Here is a 19859-nt window from a genome sequence, read left to right on the forward strand (position 1 = left end):
GTCTACATCACTACATTGCTGGAGGGGTCATGGGTATAACTCGTGGTTTAGTTATTACGGTGCTGTTCGGTATCGTTCTATTTTTACTGATACCCGCCTATGTGCCCCGCCCACGCTTTATTCCAGGGTTTGCGCCACCGCCTGATATGTGGCCACGCACGGTTTCCATGCTCGGCATGGCATTGGGCATACTGCTCGTAGGGCTGTCTTTTTCACGTAAAACCGAAGCCATCGCAGACCCTGAGGATGCCAGCGCCATCCGCGGTGACACACCAATTGTCATGCTTCTCACGCGCTTCGGTTTGACGGTGCTCGCCTTTGCGCTCTTTATCGGCTCAGTGATGCTGCTCGGTTTTTTGCTATCGAGCATTCTGCTATTGATGGCGATGCTGATACTGACCGGCTATTGGCGCCATAAAGTGGTGGCGTCTATTGTGGCCGTCGCCCTCCCACTGGTTCTCTACCTGTTTTTCTCCAGCGCCCTCAATACGCGTTTCCCTGTCGGCAGCCTTTTCAAGGCGATCGGTATTTAACCTACCGCGTTAGGACTGACCACTATGCTCAACGACCTGCTGGTTGCCTTCCAAGCGGTTGCCACCTTTGAAAATTTTCTGATCATGGCCGCCGGTATTTGGGGCGGCGTGATTATCGGCGCCATTCCCGGCATGACAGGCACTATGGCGGTGACGCTGGCGCTGCCCTTTACTTTTTATATGCAGCCGATTCCGAGCATTTTATTACTCGTCGCATTGTATAAGGGCTCAACCTACGGTGGCTCGGTATCCGCAATATTAATCAAGACACCAGGCACCGCGTCGGCCGCCTGTACCACCCTAGATGGCTACCCATTGGCTCAACAGGGCAAGGCAGGCAAAGCTCTCAACATGGCGCTCTATTCATCCTGTACCGGGGATTTTATCTCCAACCTATCGCTGATTTTTATTGCCGCACCACTGGCGCTCCTGGCGCTGCGTATTGGGCCACCCGAATACTTTATGCTGATGATTTTCGCGCTTACTACGGTGGCTGGGGTGTCAGGGCGTTCGCTGCTGCTTGGGCTTGTGTCGGCGTGCTTAGGGCTGTTGTTAGCCACCGTGGGTGAAGATATGTACGGCTCGTTTCGCTTTGATTTAACCGTGGATATGCAGAGCGGTCTTGCCGTTGCGCCTGTGCTAATTGGTCTGTTTGCGATCCCTGAGCTGCTTAAAATTATCGTCTTTCGTCACAACCAAAGCCATAAGCCCATGCAGCTGGGCGATAACCGCGTAACGCGAGATGAGCTGCGCCGATCCTTAAAAGCAATGCTCAAAGGCAGCATGATTGGTGTCGTCATGGGCGCCATCCCCGGTATTGGCCCCTCGGCAGCGGCGTTCTCTTCCTACGGCGAAGCACAGCGCAGCTCAAAGAACCGCGAGAATTTTGGTAAGGGCGAGCTAGAAGGGATTGCAGCATCAGAGTCCGCCAATAATGGTTGCTGTGGCTCCACCATGATCCCTTTGTTAGCACTAGGCGTGCCGGGCGATGTGATTACAGGCGTAATGCTGGGCGCCTTTATGATTCACGGCATGACCCCAGGCCCTATGCTATTTGAGAACAACCTTCATGAGGTTTACATGCTGTTTATTGGCATGTTGTTCTCGTCTGTTTTGCTGTTTGGTGCTGGCAAAGCAACGATGCGCTTTTTCTCGCATATTTCGCGGATTCCCCCCGGCTTAATGGCGCCAATCGTGCTTGCTCTGTGCGTATTCGGTATTTTTTCGATCTCCAACAGTATGTATGACGTCATCGTACTGCTGGCGATGGGCGTATTTGGCTTTTTCATGTTCCTGTTCGCCATTCCCGCCGCCCCCTTTTTAATCGCCTTCATTCTTGGCCCGATGTTGGAAGAGAACCTGCGTCGTGCCCTTGCGCTCTCTCGTGGTGATCCAAGCATCCTGGTGTCGTCGCCTATCACCTGGCTTTTCGCTTCGCTGGCGATATTCGTGGTGGTAGTGACGATTCGTCAGCAGCTTAAGAAAGCCAAGGCCTGAACCAAAGATTCCCTTATTGCCAAGGATTTAACGCTATGCAAACTAGTGCTACGCCTAACGCTCACCCGCAGTTGGAAACCGCGGTATCACACCTCGCTGACCTGGTTGCTTACGACACAACCAGTGCTTACCCCAACCTTGAGCTTATTCATCACGTCGAGAAGTTCTTCGTCAGTCTTGGCGCGGAAGTAACGGTGCTACCAGATGAGAGCGGCGAAAAGGCCAATTTGGTCGCCCGTCTGGGCCCGGCCGACATGCCTGGCATCGTTCTCTCTGGCCATACTGACGTCGTCCCCGCCAATCCGAAGAACTGGCAAAGCAACCCATTCAAACTAGAGCAGCGCGGCAGTCGCTTGTTTGGTCGGGGCACCTGCGATATGAAAGGCTTTGCCGCCTGTGTGATGGCGGCGGCACCCGCTTTTGCCAGCAGTGAACTACAGCGCCCATTCTATTTCTGCTTCTCTCACGATGAGGAAGTGGGCTGCCTGGGAGCGCCCGCCATCGCACGCTATTTAGCCAAACTCAAGGTGCTGCCGTCACTGGCAATTATCGGTGAACCCAGCGAAATGAAACTAATCAACGGTCAGAAAGGCAAAATCGCAATGCGGGTGACGGTGCGCGGTGAAGGGGGCCATTCATCGTTTTCACCTCAACACGTCAATGCGGTGGAGTACGCCTCGCGTATCATCACCATGATCGCCGAACGCTCACGACGATATGAACAAAAGGGCCCCTTCGACCAAGACTTTACCGTCCCCCACGCCACAACGTTGACCACCATGATAGAAGGCGGTGTGGCGACCAACGTTACCCCTGATACCTGCAGCTTTATCTTTGAGCTACGCAGTATTGATCAGGAAGCAGCCGCCACGGATATTCAAGCGCTAATCAACGATATAGAGGCTGCCCTGCTGCCCGAAATGCAGCGTCAATCAGTAGATTCCGCCATTGAGTGGCAACAGTTATTTGCTTACCCAGCCATGGGCGATGCCACCGACAGCGAGATGTTCAAGAAGCTTGAACCCATTCTCCCCGAGCGTGGTGGCAAGGTTTCTTATGGTTCAGAAGGCGGCGTGTTCGAGATCGAGGGTGGCATCCCCTCGGTGATTGTCGGGCCCGGCTCTATTCGCCAAGCCCATAAGCCCGATGAGTTTATTGAAATTGATCAACTCAGCAAGTGCCTAGCGTTCTTCGATGAGTTAAACACTTGGATGAAACGCTAACGCCCACATGGGTGGTGGTGGGTTATTGGGCATTCACCCGGTGAATGGTTCCACTTCCGCTTTCAAAAGCGTCTATATTCGCCAATGTGGTTTCAGCGATATTGGTCAGCGCCTCGGTGGTAAAGAACGCCTGATGGCCGGTGATCAAGACATTGTGGAACGTCGTTAGGCGCATGAACTGGTCATCATCGATCACGCCTTGGGAGAGATCTTCAAAGAACAGCTGTTCCTCTTCTTCATAGACATCCAGCCCTAAGCGACCGATTTTGCCGCTTTTCAAACCAGCGATTACCGCTTGGGTATCGACCACTCTTCCTCGGCCGGTGTTGATGATCATCACACTGTCTTTCATTTGGTTGATGGCGCCGGCATCGATTAAATGATGCGTTTCAGGCGTTAAGGGACAATGCAGCGAGATAATATCAGCGCTTGAAAACAGCGTTGCTAGCGGTACGTATTCAATAAAGGAGTTAGCATCCGGGCTGGGGAAAGGGTCATTGGCCATTATGCGGCAACCAAAGCCGTGCATAATATCGGCAAAGATCAATCCGATCTGACCAGTTCCGATAATGCCCACCGTCTTGCCATGCAGATCGAATCCTAACAAACCATCCAGCGAAAAATTACCTTCCCGTATGCGGTTATAGGCGCGATAGGTCATACGATTCAAGCTTAGCACTAGGGCCACCGCATGCTCTGCCACTGCGTGGGGCGAATAGGCGGGCACCCGCACCACCGTCATACCCAACTGTTCGGCGACAGCCAAATCGACATGGTTGAAGCCCGCTGAGCGAAGCGCCACTAACCTCGTGCCGCCTTCATAGAGCTGCTGTAATACTGAGGCATCCAAGCAGTCATTAACGAAAACACAGACTCCCTCAAAGCCTTTGGCCAAAGGCGCAGTATCCACCGTTAGGCGCACATCAAAAAAGTTGAATACGTGGTGCTCCGCCGCATTTGCGCGCGAGATAAAGGTGTAGTCATAGGGCTTGGCGCTAAATACGGCGATACGCATGGGTATTACTCATTAAGTGGTTCAAGTGGCTTCCAATTAGTACGATTTGCCAGGAACTCAGGCCTAGGGCGGTTACCGCAGTAAGGATCGTGAAGAGTATTTTCAACACTGTTATAAACAAAGAATAAATTGCTTCTTGGCCAGCAAGACATGTTTATATTGGAGCCGTGCATGGTATTGCACTCGAAAATCACCAGAGAGCCGGCGGGCCCCTTAGGTGCTTCAATATCGTTCTCTAACATTAGCTCACGTAGGCTACTGACGGGCGGAACACCCACCTCTTGGCTTTTTAGCGACTCTTTGTAGTTATCTTGCGGCGTTCGTCCCACACAGGGGATAAAGTAACGGTGAGAACCGGGAATCAACATCAGTGGCCCGTTAAACTCGCCGTTGTCCGTGAGCACGATGGAACAACTTAGCGCGCGCATACGTGGCATGCCGTCTTCGCTATGCCACGTCTCAAAGTCAGAGTGCCAATCAAAGCCCTTGCCTTTAAAGCCTGGCTTATAGTTAATTCTTGATTGATGGATATAAACATCGCTGCCCAGCAATTGTTTGACGATCGCTAACAGCTTGGGGTCCTGGGTTAGGCGTTGGAAACGTTCTGAGACTTCATGAATACCGAAAACGGTGCGTATCTCTTCACGCCCCGGTTCAAGAATAGTACCTTCTGAAAGCTTAAGATCGGCATCGTCCTCATACTCACGCAGCTCTTGAAGAAAAACCTGCATATCATCAGCATCGTAAAAACCTTCAAATGATAGAAAGCCCTTTCTTTCGTACTCATCAATTTGTGCTCTATCTAAGGGCCCATTCTCACGTTGAGACTCATCGCCGTATACCACGGGATCGATGCGCTCAAACATTCCCAACTTTCGTTCCAATCGAGTAGGGAAAAGATCTTGGGTATCGCTCATGGCAAACTCCTCCATTAGTATGCGTTTCTATAAACACCTTTAGGCGCTACTTATAAAACGTAGACGCCAAAATGCACCTCAGCAATGATGCTAGGGTAGCCTGCTCACCGTTACAGCAGTCATCTTTTTAGAATCATCAGTGGCTAATTAGTGAGAATATGTACTGACAATAAGTACTGAAAAACAGGCATGAGGAAGTAGAGGAAGCAAAGGTCTGGGCAAGCGCTAGAAAAAAGAAAGCCGCTCCAATGGAGCGGCAAAAGACCGTGACTAGCAATGAGAGGGAGAAACCATGACAGTAAACTGGCGCTGATTTTGAAATCACCAGCTGTCTTGGTTGCCAGCGTCTCATCAAACGCTGACAATCACACTATAATAATTCTCATTTACCCCGTCAATACAAATACGAATATTTTTTATTTACATTTTTTTGACATGCAGAGGATCAACTAACCAGTCGTAGCCAAAACGGAAGCGTGATCATAGCCAATAGGGTTTGGCCGGTGATAATGGCGGCCATCAGCTCGGCATCACCGCCTAATTGTCGGGCTAGAATATACGCAGAGGTGGCAGTGGGGAGCGCTGCGAACAGCAGCGCCACATCGCGACTTATGGGGTCCAACTGCAATATCCACGTTAATGCCAATACAAACGCAGGCATAAGCACCAACTTAACGCTATTGGTGGCCAGCACGCCGCGGTCAATACGCAGCAGCGCCATCGGGCGAAGCGCTACACCAACCGCCACCAACCCCAACGGCAACGCCGCTCGCCCGAGTAGTTCGACCGTGTCCTGACTCCAACCAGGTAAACCAACGCCCGAAAGGTTCAGGCCAATGCCTGCAAGGCAGGCTAAAATCAGCGGATTTTTAATCAATGCCATCACGCTTTTACCCACACTGGCACCACCCAAGGTACCCGCGGCAACAAAGCTCGCCACACACATAACGTTCACCACCGGCACCATCAGTGCCACGGCGACCGCTGCGGTGGTCGCACCTAAGCTGCCATGTAACGCGGCTGCTCCGGCAACACCTACATAGGTGTTAAAGCGAACTGCGCCTTGGAAAACAGAGGTAAAGGCTGCGGGTGTCAGTTTTAGCCAACTGCGAAAACGCCATAGCAATAAACCAAACAGCACCATTGCGCCCAATAGAACTAACGCTAAACGGCCTACTGGCACCTGCCTCACATCAGCGGTGGCTAAGGTTCCCACCAGCATCGCAGGAAATAGCACAAAATAGATCAGCCGTTCCATTTGCGGCCAAAAGGTATCGCTGGGCCAACGCCAATAGCCGAGTATGGCGCCTAATAAGATCAACAAAAAAAGTGGGCCTAAAGCGCCAGTGATACTTTCCATTTGTGTCCCTTTTGCCTGCGACATCCCATCACAGCGATATCGGCTCGATTGCTGTTACCATGGCGACAACCCCCGCCTCACGGCTTGCGTAGCGATTATTCTGCCATGAAGATGATATCAAAACCTGCTTACCCGGCAGGCTTCCCGACCCTAAGGGTACTCATACTGGTCACTGGTTTGGCGCTGGCTGCCTGTGCGTGGTACGCCTTTGCCCATTGGCTGCACCGCGACAGTGAGGTGACATGGTTTCCACCCGCTGCAAGTTGTAACTTGCATACAGCTCCCTGTTCCGCCACGTTAGGCGATAAGGGCCGCGTCACGCTCCACGTGCAGGTGAATGGGCGGATTGATGCCTTAGAGGTTTTGCCTCTGGAAGTCGAGGTAGAGGGTGTTAAGGCTACCCAAGTTGACGTCGATTTTGTCGGTCGCGACATGGATTTGGGGCTACACCGTTTTGCTCTTAGTGCTAGTGCACCCGGCCACTTTCAAGGCCAAGGGCAAGTAGGGATGTGCACTCAAGCCGTTATGCCTTGGCGAGCGCGTGTCATACTGGAAACCGCAGAAGGCAAAATGGGCAGCTGGTTCGATTTTGATGTAATTCGGAGTTAACGCACATGGCAAGCAAATCATTATGGCTAGGCGCTGGGGTAGTCGCTGTCTTGGTGGTGGCCAGCAGTATCGGCCTCTATCAGTACGCTTTCGCCCCTAACAATGATGGCCCGGTAGGTGGCCCTGTAGAAATGCCCTCCACCCGAGGCGATTTTTCATTGACCCAATTGGATGACGATCAAGTCGCAGTTCTTTCGTTTGGTTACACACATTGCCCAGACGTATGCCCGATGACCCAGTCGGTCAAACGCCAAGCGTTGGCCCAGCTCACAGACGAACAGCGCGAGCGTGTGGTGCCGGTAATGATTACCGTTGACCCTGAGCGTGACACTATTGAGCGCATGCAGGAGTACATGGGATTTTTCGGTGAAGAGTTTGTTGGCGCAGTAGGCAGCCAGGAACAGCTGGAGGATGTTGCGTCGCGTTATGGCGTCATATGGCGAAAAGTCGAAGCGCCGGATTCAGCAATGACGTACACCATTGATCACAGCGCTTCGCTTTATTTAGTCAACCGCGAGGGTGATATTCTTCAGCGAGTGCTCTACTCACCGACCCCTCATGGTTTAGTCTCAGCGTTAGAAAACGAATTGGGCAGCTAATCGGGTCGCTCTGACGAGAGCTTCTCCGGAGCAGCTTGCAAACGATCCAGCATAGCCATTAGCGCGCCAATTTGGGTGCCATTACGGGTATCGTGCTGAGGGTTTAGCTGCCAGGTACTTTCGGCGAACCCCCACCAATCCCAGCAGCCTTGCGGATTCGCCATGCTGCTTTCTGTCTGAGGATAAAGCACGATCTGCTGGTGCGTTGCCGCCCAGGCGTTTAACCCAGAATAACGCACAAAGGTAGCGCCAATGGATGCCTCGTTCATTTGGCAACCGTGCAGTGCTAGCGTTACCGGGCAATCACCCGCTTCACAGCCTTCAGGTATAAATACGTAGCCGGTATCAGCGAGGCCTTTCACGGCAAACTCGGATTGGTCGAAAGCGGCTAATTGACCGCTATGTTCGTTACCACTAGAAGATACCTCACGCTCGGGGTAGAGCCAGTTCAACATATCACTGGCGATATCTTCATCGCAGGCTAATACATAGCTACCGCCGCCCTGACCACAATCACCCCACTCTTGTGAGCCGGGCGATACGTCATTAGGTAACCGCACCGGCCAGCCATGCCCGGTATTTTCGCTACGCGCAACACGCAGTTGATCGGGTGAGGCCAGCCATTGCTCCCACTGCTCCGCAAGCAGGTCACCTAATAACGGATCAACCACATCATCCTTTTCGCCGTGCCATAAAAAAGTCCTGAGCTGGCTTAGATCCTCGGTACTTCCTACCTGCTCAAGCCCAAGGTAGCGCTGGTGGCGGTTCTCCAGTTCATCGAGTGACGGTGCGCCTCGGCGCGTCATCATACATTGGTTAAGTGCCAAACTCAGCGAACCCTGTGCACAGCTCCAGGGGCCTGCTGCCAGCACACCCAGCCCACTAAACCGCTCGGGCCAAGCAACCGCTAACTGGGTCGCCATATAGCCACCTGACGAGACACCCACCACGCTTGCCTGCTCGCTTGCAGCAGCCAAGGCGGGTAAATCATCAGGCTCACTGGTCGCTTCGGCCTGTGCTAACAGCGGGGTGCAAAGGCCTAGGCAGGCCAAAACATAAGCCAGCGGGAGCTGCTTAGAAGGAGCGGTTGAAGTCATCGCTTATTCGACGCCTAACAAATCAACGCGAAAGGTCAGCACTTCGTTGGGACCAATGGGGCCTTGGCCATTTTCACCGTAAGCGATATCCGCTGGGATATACAACATCCAGCTATCGCCGACGCTCATCATCTGTAGCGCTTCCTGCCAACCTTCAATCACTTGATTGGTCTGGAAGCTAACCGATTCACCTCGCTCAAAGGAACTATCGAATACAGTGCCATCTAACAGCATCCCTTCGTAGTTCACTTCGACGGTGTCTTCAGGGCCAGGCGAGGCGCCATCGCCAGATTCCAGCACTTCGTACTGAAGGCCAGAGTCAGTCACGGTCACTTCCTCGCGTTCAGCGTTCTCGGCCAGGAAGGCTTCACCTTCTTCAAGGTTGTTCTGAGCCATTTCTTCAGCTTCTGCTGCCCGCGCTTGCATTGATTGCTCTTGGAACGCCATCAATGCTTCGGTCATCTCTTCTTCACTGAGCGCTAAATCATTACCTTCAAACACATCGCTCATGCCGTCGTTAAACGCATCCAGATCCAGGTCTTCGATATCGGCCTGCATGCTTTCGCCCAAGGTAACACCCAGGCTATACGCTAAGCGCTGTTCATCCGTTTCTGGCGCTGCGGCTGCAAAAGGGGCGGCCAAAAGCAAACCCGTCAGAGCCGTTGTAGAGAGCAGTTGTTTCATGAAACATCCTTTTTAAGCGGCGCCGAACGCCAATCAATGTCACTTAAAGACTAACACCCACCGCCCCGAGCTGCATCTTCGGGAAGTGGGTGCGAATAAGACCACAAAATAAGAGAGAGGTTTAGCCAGTTTAGACAACCAGCGTAGGACAGTGCGCCGCGCCAGCAACGCGCTGAGAGACGCTGCCCAGCAGCGGATTCTTTTCGCCATTGGTGCCCTGAGCCCCAATCACAATAAGATCGCACTCTCGCTTGCGGGCGAAGCGGACGATAATACGCGAAGGCCGACCACCTTTGACGAACGCGCGTACGCAAGCAGTCTCAGCACCCATTTCAATCGCATGGGATTTCGCATGGACGGCGATCTCGGTGGCGTACTCTTTTAGCGCATCGTCCGGTATATTCAGTTGATTGGGGCGCACCATTGAGAGCGAAGCTTCCAACAGGCTGTGGTGTTTAAATACGCACAGTAGGTAAAGCTCCGCCCCGGTAAGTAGGTGCAAGCCTACCGCTTTTTCAAGCGCCCTCAGGGCGCCTTTTGAACCATCCACCGGGACTAAAATGCGATTAAACATTCGCTTACTCCTTGTGGCTGTTAGCGGAAGGCAACATCGCGCAGGAACAGCGCAATTTGCGGGAACATGATCAACAGGGCAGCCGCTAAAATCAGCATGAAAATAAACGGCGGCGTGCCTTTGATGACATCCCAGTAGGGGCGTTTAAAAATCGCAATCGCGGTAAAGATATCGCACCCAAAGGGCGGCGTTGCCGACCCTATCGCCACCTGCAGCGTTATCAAAATACCCACCAGTACAGGGTCTAGCCCGGTGGCTTCAATCGCGGGTGTAAAAATCGGTGTTAGCACCAAGATGACCACAATCGGATCAACAAACATACAGGCAACGAAGAAGGCGATACAGATGGCAATCAGCACGCCGGTCGGGCCCGCTTCATTGACACCCACCGCCTCCAGAATCATCTGAGGAATCTGAGCAAACGAAATGATCCAAGAGAACCCATTGCCTACCGCGACCAAGATAAACACCACGGCGGTAATCAACCCGGTAGATTTGGCGATGGCGTAGATATCGTGCATTTTGAGCGAGCGGAAGACCACAAACTCAAGCAAGATGGCATACAGCACGCAGGCAGCGGCGGCTTCAGTTGGGCTGAAGATACCGCCATAAATGCCGCCAACAATAATCACCGGAAAGCCGAGTGGCCACAGCGCTTGCTGAATCGCTCTTGCGCGTTCTTTCCAGTTTGACTTTGGTTCGGTGGGCACGTCTTTTACGATGGCATAAATAATGCTGTAAGCCGAAAACATCAACAGGATCATTAAGCCTGGACCAATCCCGGCAATAAACAGCTCGCCGATAGAGGTACCCGAAATAACCCCGTAAATAATCATGCCAATACTGGGGGGGATCAAAAACGCGATGTCACTAGCATTAATGATCAGCGCGAGCGTAAAAGAGTCGGAGTAGCCCGCTTTGAGCATTTTTGGGCGCAGGGGTGAGCCCACGGCAACCACGGTCGCTTGCGTAGAACCTGACACGGCACCAAACAACGTGCATGAGGCGGCCGTGCTCACCGCCAAGCCGCCTTTGATGTGGCCGATAAACGACATTACCATATCAATCAAACGGTTAGCAGACTGCCCGCGAGTCATAATATCGGCGGCAAGAATAAACATGGGTACCGCAATAAGCGATGCAGGGCGTATACCCGCCATCATTTGCTGGATTAGGGTATCCATTTGGCCGAAGCCGTTAAACATCATATAGAAGCCAATTACCGCAGCGGTAATTAGCGGAATCATCATTGGAAAGCCCAGCAGCAGCAGGGCAATCATGGTGGTGACCATTATTGTCGTCATAGCTGTTCCCCTAGGGTGCAATGCCCCGCGTTAGACTTCAGTTTCCGTGTCTTTATAACCATCCACCACGCCCGTCGAGAGGTATACATCGTGGGACGTAAAATTTTTAACCGCGGTCAGCAGGTATTGAATAGCCGTAATCAAAAAGCCCAACGGCACCCAAAGGTAGATAATCCAAATCGGCAATCCCATCGAAGGCAGCACACGACCTTTGCTATACAGGTCTAGGATATAAACGATCGAGTAATAGCAAAGAAAAAACATCACCAGGGATGTAAACAGGGCGATACCAATCATTAGCACTTTGCGCCCCCCTACCGGCAGTGCATCGTAGATAGCCGACATACGTATATGGCGACCATGGCGAGCGGCATAACCAATCCCTGCAAAGGTAATCATAATGATTAAAATCCGGTTTAACTCACCGGAAAACATGATGCTGTTACCAAAGACAAAACGAGCAACCACATTAATGACCGTATTCAGCGCCATTAGCAAAACACCCATCGCAAGGATCACGGCTTCCATTTTGCTAATTGCAGTGTCGATCATCCCTAGTGCCCCCGGCAAACCGGAGCGATAATTCGTTTCCATTTCTTCATCGGTCATGGCCGGACTCCTTTTAACGGCTCTAACGGCATCAGTTGAGTGTCGTCGGCACGATTAACACAGCATTATTCCAGACCCACCTAGCGCCATTGGGCTAAGAATTAACTCTAGCGTAACGGCATGCCGCTGAAGGTGATTCAACGCTAGATGTACGTAACTCAACAGTAACCTTATTAAAACCCACCCGAATAGCGCGCATCCCGGATGACTCACACTTTAGTGCCGTAAAATAAAAAAAGGGGCAGCCTTTGCTGCCCCTGGGGTAATCCATCCGTGCGCCTATGCGGCTTAAAGGATGATTACTCGTTGGTTACGGCTTCAAGGTCGGCTTTAAACTGCTCAAGCAGCTCTTCACCATCTTCGCCGGTCATTTCCAGGAAGGCTTCTTCAACCTGTGGGGCACGCTCACGGAAGGCTTGAATTTGCTCTTCGTCCAGACGTGTCACCGTCACTTCATCAGATGCTTCCTGAATTTTTTCTAGCGACTCCTCGGCCAAACCTTGAATATGCTCAATGGTATGGTCGTAGGCGACTTGCGAAGCTTCTTCTACCAGCGCTTGGTCTTCTTCGGAAAGGCCTTCGTAGAAGTCCTGATTAGCCATCATGGCCGTGGTAAACCAACCATGACCAGTGAAAGTCAGGTGCGGAGACACCTCGTACAAACCACCGGACTCAATCCAGAAAATGGGGTTTTCTTGTCCGTCAATAATACCGGTTTGTAGACCACCATACACTTCGCCCCACGGCAGCGGCGTCGGCGTTGCACCGAAGGCGTCGTAAGTTTCCGTTAGGAGCGGGTTAGTCATCGTACGAATTTTCTTGTTATCCAATTCCTCCGGCGAGGTGAAAGGCTCGTTGGTGGTTATCACCATTTCGCCTTCTGGATACATTTTCAGTAGCTCTAGACCTTGCTCGGCATAAAGCTCTGGGAACATTTCGTTGATGGCTTTACTTTCTTCGAAGAACTCCAGCACGGTGTCTTCGTCGGTCGGCAGTAGATAAGGGATGAAGAAAATTTGCGCTTCAGGAATAAGAGCGCCGGTAAAACCAGGCGACTGGTTCACAAACTGCAGGATACCGTTTTGCGTCTGCTCCATGATGTCGTCAGACTCACCCAGCTCGCCAAAACGATATACCTGAACTGTGTGGTCGGAATTTTCTTCAATATGTTCTTTAAAAGCATAGGCAAAGACATCTTGGACGTCGCCTTCATACTCCTCGTGGGCGTAACGCCAGTTGTCTGCTTGTGCGACAGCCGTCATGCCCATTAGCAGTGCACCGACGCTTGCGGTCGTCACTAATTTAGTGGTGACAGAGCGGGTAGAAACGGATTTGCTTGCCTTCATGCGGAGTTCCCCTTGCAGTGGTAAGCGCGCTGTACGAATGCGCAAAAACCTAGATCAGTCTCGCATTTTTCATCACGACACTATGATTTATTCGCTAATCGATATTCGCTAACAGCCACTGAAATACTGTTCTTAAAGGTGTGTTAGCGGGCGAATAACGCTAGGTATTTCAAAAACAGCTTAAATCCAGGCTAGCGCGCTCCTTGGTAAGGGTCAAGCTGGCAAGTAAGCGTTTGTATCGAACGAAGCAATGATTCTTGGCGCGTAAAGCTATCGTCAGGCTTAAAACCACTCTTGCCAGAAAAAAGCTGTTTTAGCAGCCATTTAGCAGCATTTGGCGGCGTAGTTGAGATAGTTGTTGAAATAGTCGTTGAGATATTCGCCACCCGCTGCTCTTCTGCTGACGCTTCCCACACCCATGTTTGCCAACGTTGAAGGTTCTCACGCTCGGCCATGAGTTCCGCCTGTTTAATGGTTTCACGCAGTGCCGCCACAGACTCACGCTGTGCCGCAGAAGCTTTTAAATCGCGGCGTAATCCTCGCAATACCGCTGTTACATGGCGTTGCCAAAAACAACACTGCTCACGCTGGCGAGCGAGTGCAGCGGGCTTGGCTTCTAAGCCGCTTGAGTAAAGCCAACAATGAAAAAGTAGTTCGCAAACATCGAGGCCGGCTTCCTCTTGCAACGTCAGGCAGGCCGCTTCTACGCCCGGCTTGGCGTAAAGTGTCAGCGCGAAATCCCATAACGGTACCTGCTGTAAGCGCTGCAATCGGGTAGAATCAAGCGTCATAGAATCTGGCATCGTACGACCCACTTTTTTCGGGAGAAGGCATGATCGCACTGCGCCAAGTCGCCTTGCAACGCGGCACACAAACGTTACTCGACAACGCGGACGTTACCCTTAACAACGGGGTAAAGGCCGGGATTATCGGGGCAAATGGCGCTGGCAAATCAAGCCTCTTCAAGCTTCTGCTTGGCGAGCTTGGGCCCGATCAGGGCGAAATTGAAATGAGCGGGGGCCAGCGTATCGCGCATATGGCCCAGGAAGTCGACGCCCTCGACCGCCCTATCATTGAATATGTACTCGATGGTGACTTAGCGCTGCGCCAAGCAGAAGCCGACTTACTGGCCGCCCAGGAAGCCGGTGAAGCCCACAGAGAAGCTGAACTGCACGGCTTGATTGAAACGCTGGATGGCTACCGTGCAGAGTCGCGTGCAGCGCAGTTGCTGGTGGGGCTGGGATTCGTCCAGACTGACCTCACCCGCCCGCTCTCGGCGTTTTCCGGCGGCTGGCGAATGCGGGTCAACCTCGCGCGTACGCTGTTTATGCCTTCCGACTTACTGCTGTTGGATGAGCCCACCAACCACTTGGATCTGGATGCGCTACTGTGGCTGGAGCAATGGCTGACCCGCTACCCTGGCACGCTGCTACTGATTTCCCACGACCGCGACTTTTTGGATGCTGTGTGCGATCACATCGTGCATATGCACCACCAAACCCTGGAGCTATACCGCGGCAATTACTCTCAGTTTGAGCGTACCCGCGCTGAAAAGCTTGCACTCCAGCAGGCCGAAGCGGCCAAGCAGCAAGCGCGCAGGGAAGAGATCGAGCGCTTTATTGCCCGCTTTAAAGCCCAGGCCACCAAGGCAAAGCAGGCCCAGAGCCGGGTCAAAATGTTGGAGCGCATGGAAGATATCGCCGTCGCCCACGTGGACTCCCCTTTCCACTTCACCTTACCGGCTGCCGATAAAACCTCACGCCCACTGCTGGTGTTGGATCAGGCGCAGTTAGGCTATCGCGGTAAAGCGGGCGATGGAAGTGACGACAACATCCAATTGGACAAGGTCAACGTAACCCTGTTGCCCGGCAGTCGCATTGGCCTGTTAGGCCCCAACGGCGCGGGTAAATCGACGCTGATTAAGTCACTCACCGGCGAGCTTGAGCTACTTAATGGTAAGCGCGTCCCCGGCGAGCACTTGGCGATTGGTTACTTTGCCCAGCACCAGCTCGAAGGGTTGGATGTTACCTCGACGCCTTTTGTCCATGTGCAGCGCCTCTCTCCCACTGCCAGCGATCAGGAGATTCGCAACTTCCTGGGCGGCTTTGGTTTTAAGGGTGACGACGCCTTCGGCAAAGTCGCCAACTACTCTGGTGGTGAAAAAGCCCGCTTGGCACTAGCCCTCGTCGCTTGGCAAAAACCCAACCTGCTGCTGCTTGATGAGCCCACCAACCACTTGGACTTAGAGATGCGCGAGGCGCTGACCCAAGCGCTGGCAAGCTTCGAGGGTACGGTTATTCTGGTCTCCCACGACCGCCACTTGTTGCGCGCAACGGTCGATGAGTTTTGGAAGGTGGCGGATAACCGCGTCGAGCCCTTCGATGGCGATTTGGAAGACTACCGGGTTTGGCTGAAAGCGCGCCTGGAAGAGAGCCGCCGCGACTCTCGCGGCGAAAAGGCTGAGAGGCAGAACCAGCAACCCAGCGGCGACAGTCGCGAAGCACGCAAGGCGTCACGCAAAGCAGCCGCTGAGCTACGCGAGAAGCTTCGTCCACTGAAAAAGCAGCGCGATCAGGCGGAAAAAGCCATGGAAAATGCTCAGCAGGCGCTTGAGGCTGTCGAGCAAGTGCTAGCAGACCCTGAGCTTTACACTGATAGTGCGCGTAAAACCGAACTGACCAAGACGCTTAGCCAGCAAGCTGAGATTAAAGCGCGCCTGGACGAAGCCGAACGACAGTGGCTTAGCGCCGAAGAGTCATTGGAGGCAATGGAAGCAGAGCTACTGGCCAGCGAAGAGACGACTAGTTAGCGTCCTGCTTGGCTGCTAGCTCTCTAGTAAAAACGTGACCGGGCCATCATTGATCAACGCCACCTGCATATCGGCGCCAAATTCACCGGTGGCTACCTGCGGCCAGGCAGCACGAGCCTGTTTAACCAGCAAATCGAACAGCGCTTCACCCTGAGCGGGAGGAGCTGCGCTGGAAAAACTAGGCCGCAGCCCTTTGCGGGTATCCGCCGCCAGGGTGAACTGGGAAACGAGCAGCAAACCGCCGTTCACCTGCTGCAGGTTTTGATTCATTTTGCCCTCGTCATCACTGAATACTCGGTAGTGAAGCAGTTTATGCAGCAATTTTTCCACACAGGCCGCGTCATCGTGCTTCTCCACGCCTATCAGCGCCAGCAGCCCATGATCAATACTACCGACAACCTTGCCTTCCACTTCAACACTAGCGCGCTTTACCCGCTGAATGAGTGCCTTCACAGTGCCACTCCTCGGCTAACAAACGGACAGTGTAACGACCGTTTGTTAATTTTTCTCCAGCAGTCCACAGAGAAAGCCCTTACTTTTACTACCAAGCTGGATTACCAAGCGCGGCAGAGCATCAAATCGCAGTGTGGCTCACACAGCAGCATCTCGGTTAGCTGGCTTACGTGGTGGGGTTGCCCACGGCTGCCGATCATGACGAGATCGGGCGAATGACGCTTCATATAGGCCTGTAGCACATCACAGGGAGCGCCCTGCTCTAGCACCAGCTCAACGTCCGGCACCCCGTCTAGTTCGCGCATCAGGCTATCGACCTCGTTGGTCAGCTGTTCGCGCAAGCGCTGCAGTTCATGCTCGCGCCAGTGGGCGTAATACGCCTGTGAGCCTAACTCACGCTCACCAGGCAGTGTCCAGGCGTGCAGTAAGGTCAGTGTGGCGTCAGGAAAGCGAATCAGCGCTTCTTTTAAAGTATGCCGCGCGGTCAGTGAAAAATCGATGGGTACTAAAATATGCTGCCAGGGCTGGGTAGGCTGGTAGGAGGCCACTACCACCGGGCAGGGGGCACTATGCAGCACACGCATCAATGTAGTGCCCACCAGCAGGTCTTTTTGACCACGTTTACGATGCATACCCAGCACAATCAATTCGGCTTTGCGCTCATGGGCTTCGCGAATAATCCCGACGTGGGGAGAGCCGGTCACGGTTTGGATCAGCGTTTTCGGTGCCTCCAGTGCGTAATCTTCGCGTAAATCCGTCAACACAGTAGTAATGTCTTCCACCACCGCACTCTCTACATCAAGCAGGACACGCCGTGGAAGGTACGGATCCAACACATGCAGTACATCGAGCTGATCCCCCTGGGCATAGGCCAAACGTAACGCCCGAGCAAAGGCGGCGCGATTATCAGCAGAAAGATCGGTGGCAAATAGAATGGTACTTGGAACAGTACTTGGAACAGTGCGAGGCATGGCGAAACGCTCCTCAGCCGATTGACTCAGCTTTATAAGTCGTTAAGCAAACACTCCTCAGCATGGTGTGCAATCTCTTTTCCCGCAAGCTACCTGCTACTCTCGTTTTTACCCTCGTTGTACTCTGTCTTACCACCATGCGTGAAAATGATGCACTGGCCCACGTCCTTTACCCACGTTTAAACGCACGCTCGCCTCAAGCGCTGCATGCAGCCAGCGTTTGGCATCGCCAATGGCCGCCACTGGCGCGTTAGCGTTTGCCTGTACAGGTAGTTTCGCCAAACAAGCGGCAATCGCCGAGGAGAGCGCGCATCCGGTGCCGTGTAAATTGTCTGTGTCGATACGCGAGGCGGGCAACCACTCATGGCCGTTAGGTGTTGCCAGCAGGTCCGGACAAGTAGTCCCCCGCAAATGGCCGCCTTTCAATACCACATAGGGCGCACCTAACTGCGTTAGCCCCGGCAGCATCGCCTCCATGGCATCTAAGCTCGTAGGCGAGGGTGAATCGAGCAGCACCGCTGCTTCCGGTAGGTTGGGTGTAATTACATCAGCGAGCGGCACCAGAATATCGCGCACGGCGCGAATACCGGCGTCATCAACCAGGATATCACCGCTCTTGGCGACCATTACCGGGTCGAGCACGATCCAACGCGGACGGCGCTGACGCAACACATCGGCAATCACCTCAGCGACTTCGCGGCTTGCCACCATGCCTATTTTAACTGCGTCCAGCTCGACATCATCCAGCAGATGCTCTAACTGCTCGCGAATGGCTTGGGGAGCAACGGGATAAACCGAGGCTACGCCGCAGGTATTTTGAGCGATCACCGCAGTAATCACGTTGGTGCCGTAAACACCAAGCGCTGAAAAGGTTTTCAAATCGCCCTGTAAACCAGCCCCGCCTGACGGGTCCGAGCCAGCGATGGTAAGTACATTACGAAGACGGGAATTGTTAGACATGAGGCTCCTTCACGACAAAATCATCAGTATTTGCCTAGGATACCCAAGCTGCGCGTCTTATGCTGCCGAAAACGTATATGCCAAACACCCAAAAACCGCCCGAAGGCGGCTCGTTCTTGTGCGTCAAGCAAGACAAATTATTGCGCTGTGTCGCCTTCCGGGTTGCGGGCGTTGTAGTACGCCTGTTCGGAGATGGCGTGGTAATCCTCGACCTTCTCCTGGAACGCTTGATAAGAGTCATAGATACGCGTGGCCAGTTCGCTTGATTCCGCCAGCTCGGCAACCACATCTTGCGAGTGCTCACGCGCTTGAGCAAGCACATCATCAGGAATGCGGCGTAGCTCAACGTCGTGCTCGTTCACCAGTGTTTCTAGCGCATCGTTGTTCCGTGCGGTGTATTCATCCAACACACTTTGGTTAACGTCACTGATAGCAGTACGCAGGATCGCCTGAAGATCGGCTGGTAGCTCCGCCCAAGCCTCTTCGTTAACGATCGCCTCAAACATGACTGTCGGCTCGTGCCAGCCGGGGTAGTAGTAGTAATCCGCCGCCTGGTGCAGGCCAAAGGCTAAATCGTTGTAAGGGCCGATCCACTCGGTAGCGTCAATGGCACCGGACTGCAGCGAGGTGAAGATTTCGCCGCCGGGCATGTTCACAATCGCTACACCCATGCGGTTCATTACTTCACCGCCCAGGCCGGGCATACGCATTTTCAAACCATCAAGATCATCAACCGAATTGATCTCTTTGTTGTACCAGCCGCCCATCTGGACGCCCGATGCCCCGGCAACCAGCACATCGACACCGAACTCATCGTAAAGCTCGTTCCACAGTTCCATACCACCGCCGAAGCTTAACCAGGCGTTCATTTCCTGGGCGTTCATGCCAAACGGCACAGCGGCAAAAAACTGCGCAGCGGGGGCCTTGCCTTTCCAGTAATAGGAGGCGGAGTGGCCCAGCTCAGCAGTGCCGTCGGAAACGGCGTCAAACACCTCAAAGCCCGGCACTAACTGACCAGCACCAAACACTTCGATGGTCAGTCGGCCATCCGACATTTCATCGACCAACTGCGATAGGCGTTCAGGGCCTTGGCCAACGCCAGGAAAATTCTTCGGCCAGGACGTCACCATTTTCCAGCGGAATTCATCTTCTTGGGCCTGAGCTTGGTTATCAAAACTGGATACCACCAGCAAGCTAGCCGACAGGGCGGTCGTCATGGCGATGGCGGCAGGTAATGCTTTGGCTTTCATAGGGTAACCCTCTTACTTTCTATTATTACTATTATGGGTAGGGAAGACG

20 protein-coding genes are annotated in these 19859 nt (G+C 53.2%); 6 read left to right on the plus strand and 14 right to left on the minus strand.

Annotated elements, in window-relative coordinates; genetic code table 11:
* Positions 1-29 precede the first annotated feature (29 nt).
* Genes ACUVOF_RS19155 through argE form a run of 3 tightly spaced genes read left to right on the plus strand, consistent with a single transcriptional unit; the run spans position 30 to position 3253 of the window.
* Complete coding sequence (locus ACUVOF_RS19155) at positions 30-533, plus strand: tripartite tricarboxylate transporter TctB family protein (protein ID WP_447045856.1); 504 nt, start codon at positions 30-32, stop codon at positions 531-533.
* Between the two features lie 24 nt (positions 534-557).
* Complete coding sequence (locus tag ACUVOF_RS19160) at positions 558-2030, plus strand: tripartite tricarboxylate transporter permease (RefSeq protein ID WP_447045857.1); 1473 nt, start codon at positions 558-560, stop codon at positions 2028-2030.
* 35 nt (positions 2031-2065) lie between these two features.
* Entirely contained in the window at positions 2066-3253 is a 1188-nt protein-coding gene (gene argE, locus ACUVOF_RS19165) for an acetylornithine deacetylase (protein ID WP_447045858.1), read from the plus strand.
* Between the two features lie 22 nt (positions 3254-3275).
* On the opposite strand, the gene ACUVOF_RS19170 is transcribed toward argE, so the two are convergent.
* The 3 genes from ACUVOF_RS19170 to ACUVOF_RS19180 all read right to left on the minus strand — a co-directional run bounded on the left by ACUVOF_RS19170 (position 3276) and on the right by ACUVOF_RS19180 (position 6545).
* Positions 3276-4268 (minus strand): 2-hydroxyacid dehydrogenase, encoded by a 993-nt coding sequence (locus ACUVOF_RS19170; protein ID WP_447045859.1) that lies wholly within the window; start codon positions 4266-4268, stop codon positions 3276-3278.
* 5 nt (positions 4269-4273) lie between these two features.
* On the minus strand, positions 4274-5185 hold the full coding sequence (gene thpD, locus ACUVOF_RS19175) for an ectoine hydroxylase (protein WP_447045860.1): 912 nt from the start codon (positions 5183-5185) through the stop codon (positions 4274-4276).
* 445 nt (positions 5186-5630) lie between these two features.
* On the minus strand, positions 5631-6545 hold the full coding sequence (locus ACUVOF_RS19180; RefSeq protein ID WP_447045861.1) for an AEC family transporter: 915 nt from the start codon (positions 6543-6545) through the stop codon (positions 5631-5633).
* Between the two features lie 105 nt (positions 6546-6650).
* Here ACUVOF_RS19180 and ACUVOF_RS19185 point away from each other — a divergent pair, with 105 nt between their 5' ends.
* Together ACUVOF_RS19185 and ACUVOF_RS19190 are read left to right on the plus strand one after the other, a co-directional pair.
* The gene (locus ACUVOF_RS19185) at positions 6651-7154 is read left to right on the plus strand and encodes a hypothetical protein (RefSeq protein ID WP_447045862.1); all 504 of its coding nucleotides are present in this window, start codon (positions 6651-6653) and stop codon (positions 7152-7154) included.
* Between the two features lie 5 nt (positions 7155-7159).
* On the plus strand, positions 7160-7753 hold the full coding sequence (locus ACUVOF_RS19190; protein ID WP_447045863.1) for an SCO family protein: 594 nt from the start codon (positions 7160-7162) through the stop codon (positions 7751-7753).
* Here the strand turns inward: ACUVOF_RS19190 and ACUVOF_RS19195 are convergent.
* From ACUVOF_RS19195 to ACUVOF_RS19225, 7 genes are all read right to left on the minus strand, one after another.
* A complete protein-coding gene (locus ACUVOF_RS19195) occupies positions 7750-8850 on the minus strand; it encodes a poly(3-hydroxybutyrate) depolymerase (protein ID WP_447045864.1) in 1101 nt (366 codons plus the stop codon). The two genes, ACUVOF_RS19190 and ACUVOF_RS19195, sit on opposite strands and share 4 nt — an antisense overlap.
* A 3-nt stretch (positions 8851-8853) precedes the next feature.
* A complete protein-coding gene (locus tag ACUVOF_RS19200; RefSeq protein ID WP_447045865.1) occupies positions 8854-9534 on the minus strand; it encodes an FKBP-type peptidyl-prolyl cis-trans isomerase N-terminal domain-containing protein in 681 nt (226 codons plus the stop codon).
* Positions 9535-9664: 130 nt separating this feature from the next.
* On the minus strand, positions 9665-10108 hold the full coding sequence (locus tag ACUVOF_RS19205; protein ID WP_447045866.1) for a universal stress protein: 444 nt from the start codon (positions 10106-10108) through the stop codon (positions 9665-9667).
* Between the two features lie 20 nt (positions 10109-10128).
* Positions 10129-11412 carry a TRAP transporter large permease gene (locus tag ACUVOF_RS19210; RefSeq protein WP_447045867.1) on the minus strand — a complete coding sequence of 428 codons (1284 nt, stop codon included), beginning with the start codon at positions 11410-11412 and terminating at the stop codon, positions 10129-10131.
* 30 nt (positions 11413-11442) lie between these two features.
* A complete protein-coding gene (locus ACUVOF_RS19215) occupies positions 11443-12021 on the minus strand; it encodes a TRAP transporter small permease (protein WP_447045868.1) in 579 nt (192 codons plus the stop codon).
* Between the two features lie 299 nt (positions 12022-12320).
* Positions 12321-13367 (minus strand): TRAP transporter substrate-binding protein, encoded by a 1047-nt coding sequence (locus ACUVOF_RS19220; RefSeq protein ID WP_447045869.1) that lies wholly within the window; start codon positions 13365-13367, stop codon positions 12321-12323.
* 191 nt (positions 13368-13558) lie between these two features.
* Entirely contained in the window at positions 13559-14170 is a 612-nt protein-coding gene (locus ACUVOF_RS19225; RefSeq protein WP_447045870.1) for a TIGR02444 family protein, read from the minus strand.
* A gap of 29 nt (positions 14171-14199) precedes the next feature.
* On the opposite strand from ACUVOF_RS19225, the gene ACUVOF_RS19230 reads away from it, so the two are divergent.
* Positions 14200-16176 (plus strand): ATP-binding cassette domain-containing protein, encoded by a 1977-nt coding sequence (locus ACUVOF_RS19230; protein ID WP_447045871.1) that lies wholly within the window; start codon positions 14200-14202, stop codon positions 16174-16176.
* 15 nt (positions 16177-16191) lie between these two features.
* Here the strand turns inward: ACUVOF_RS19230 and dtd are convergent, their stop codons facing one another.
* From dtd to ACUVOF_RS19250, 4 genes are all read right to left on the minus strand, one after another.
* Positions 16192-16629, minus strand: coding sequence for a D-aminoacyl-tRNA deacylase (gene dtd, locus ACUVOF_RS19235; RefSeq protein WP_447045872.1), 438 nt, complete (start codon positions 16627-16629; stop codon positions 16192-16194).
* Between the two features lie 101 nt (positions 16630-16730).
* On the minus strand, positions 16731-17600 hold the full coding sequence (locus tag ACUVOF_RS19240) for a universal stress protein (RefSeq protein ID WP_447045873.1): 870 nt from the start codon (positions 17598-17600) through the stop codon (positions 16731-16733).
* 129 nt (positions 17601-17729) lie between these two features.
* On the minus strand, positions 17730-18560 hold the full coding sequence (gene thiD, locus ACUVOF_RS19245) for a bifunctional hydroxymethylpyrimidine kinase/phosphomethylpyrimidine kinase (RefSeq protein WP_447045874.1): 831 nt from the start codon (positions 18558-18560) through the stop codon (positions 17730-17732).
* A gap of 137 nt (positions 18561-18697) precedes the next feature.
* Complete coding sequence (locus tag ACUVOF_RS19250) at positions 18698-19810, minus strand: TRAP transporter substrate-binding protein (protein WP_447045875.1); 1113 nt, start codon at positions 19808-19810, stop codon at positions 18698-18700.
* Between the last annotated feature and the right edge of the window lie 49 nt (positions 19811-19859).

The sequence above is a fragment of the Vreelandella sp. H-I2 genome (assembly GCF_052959335.1).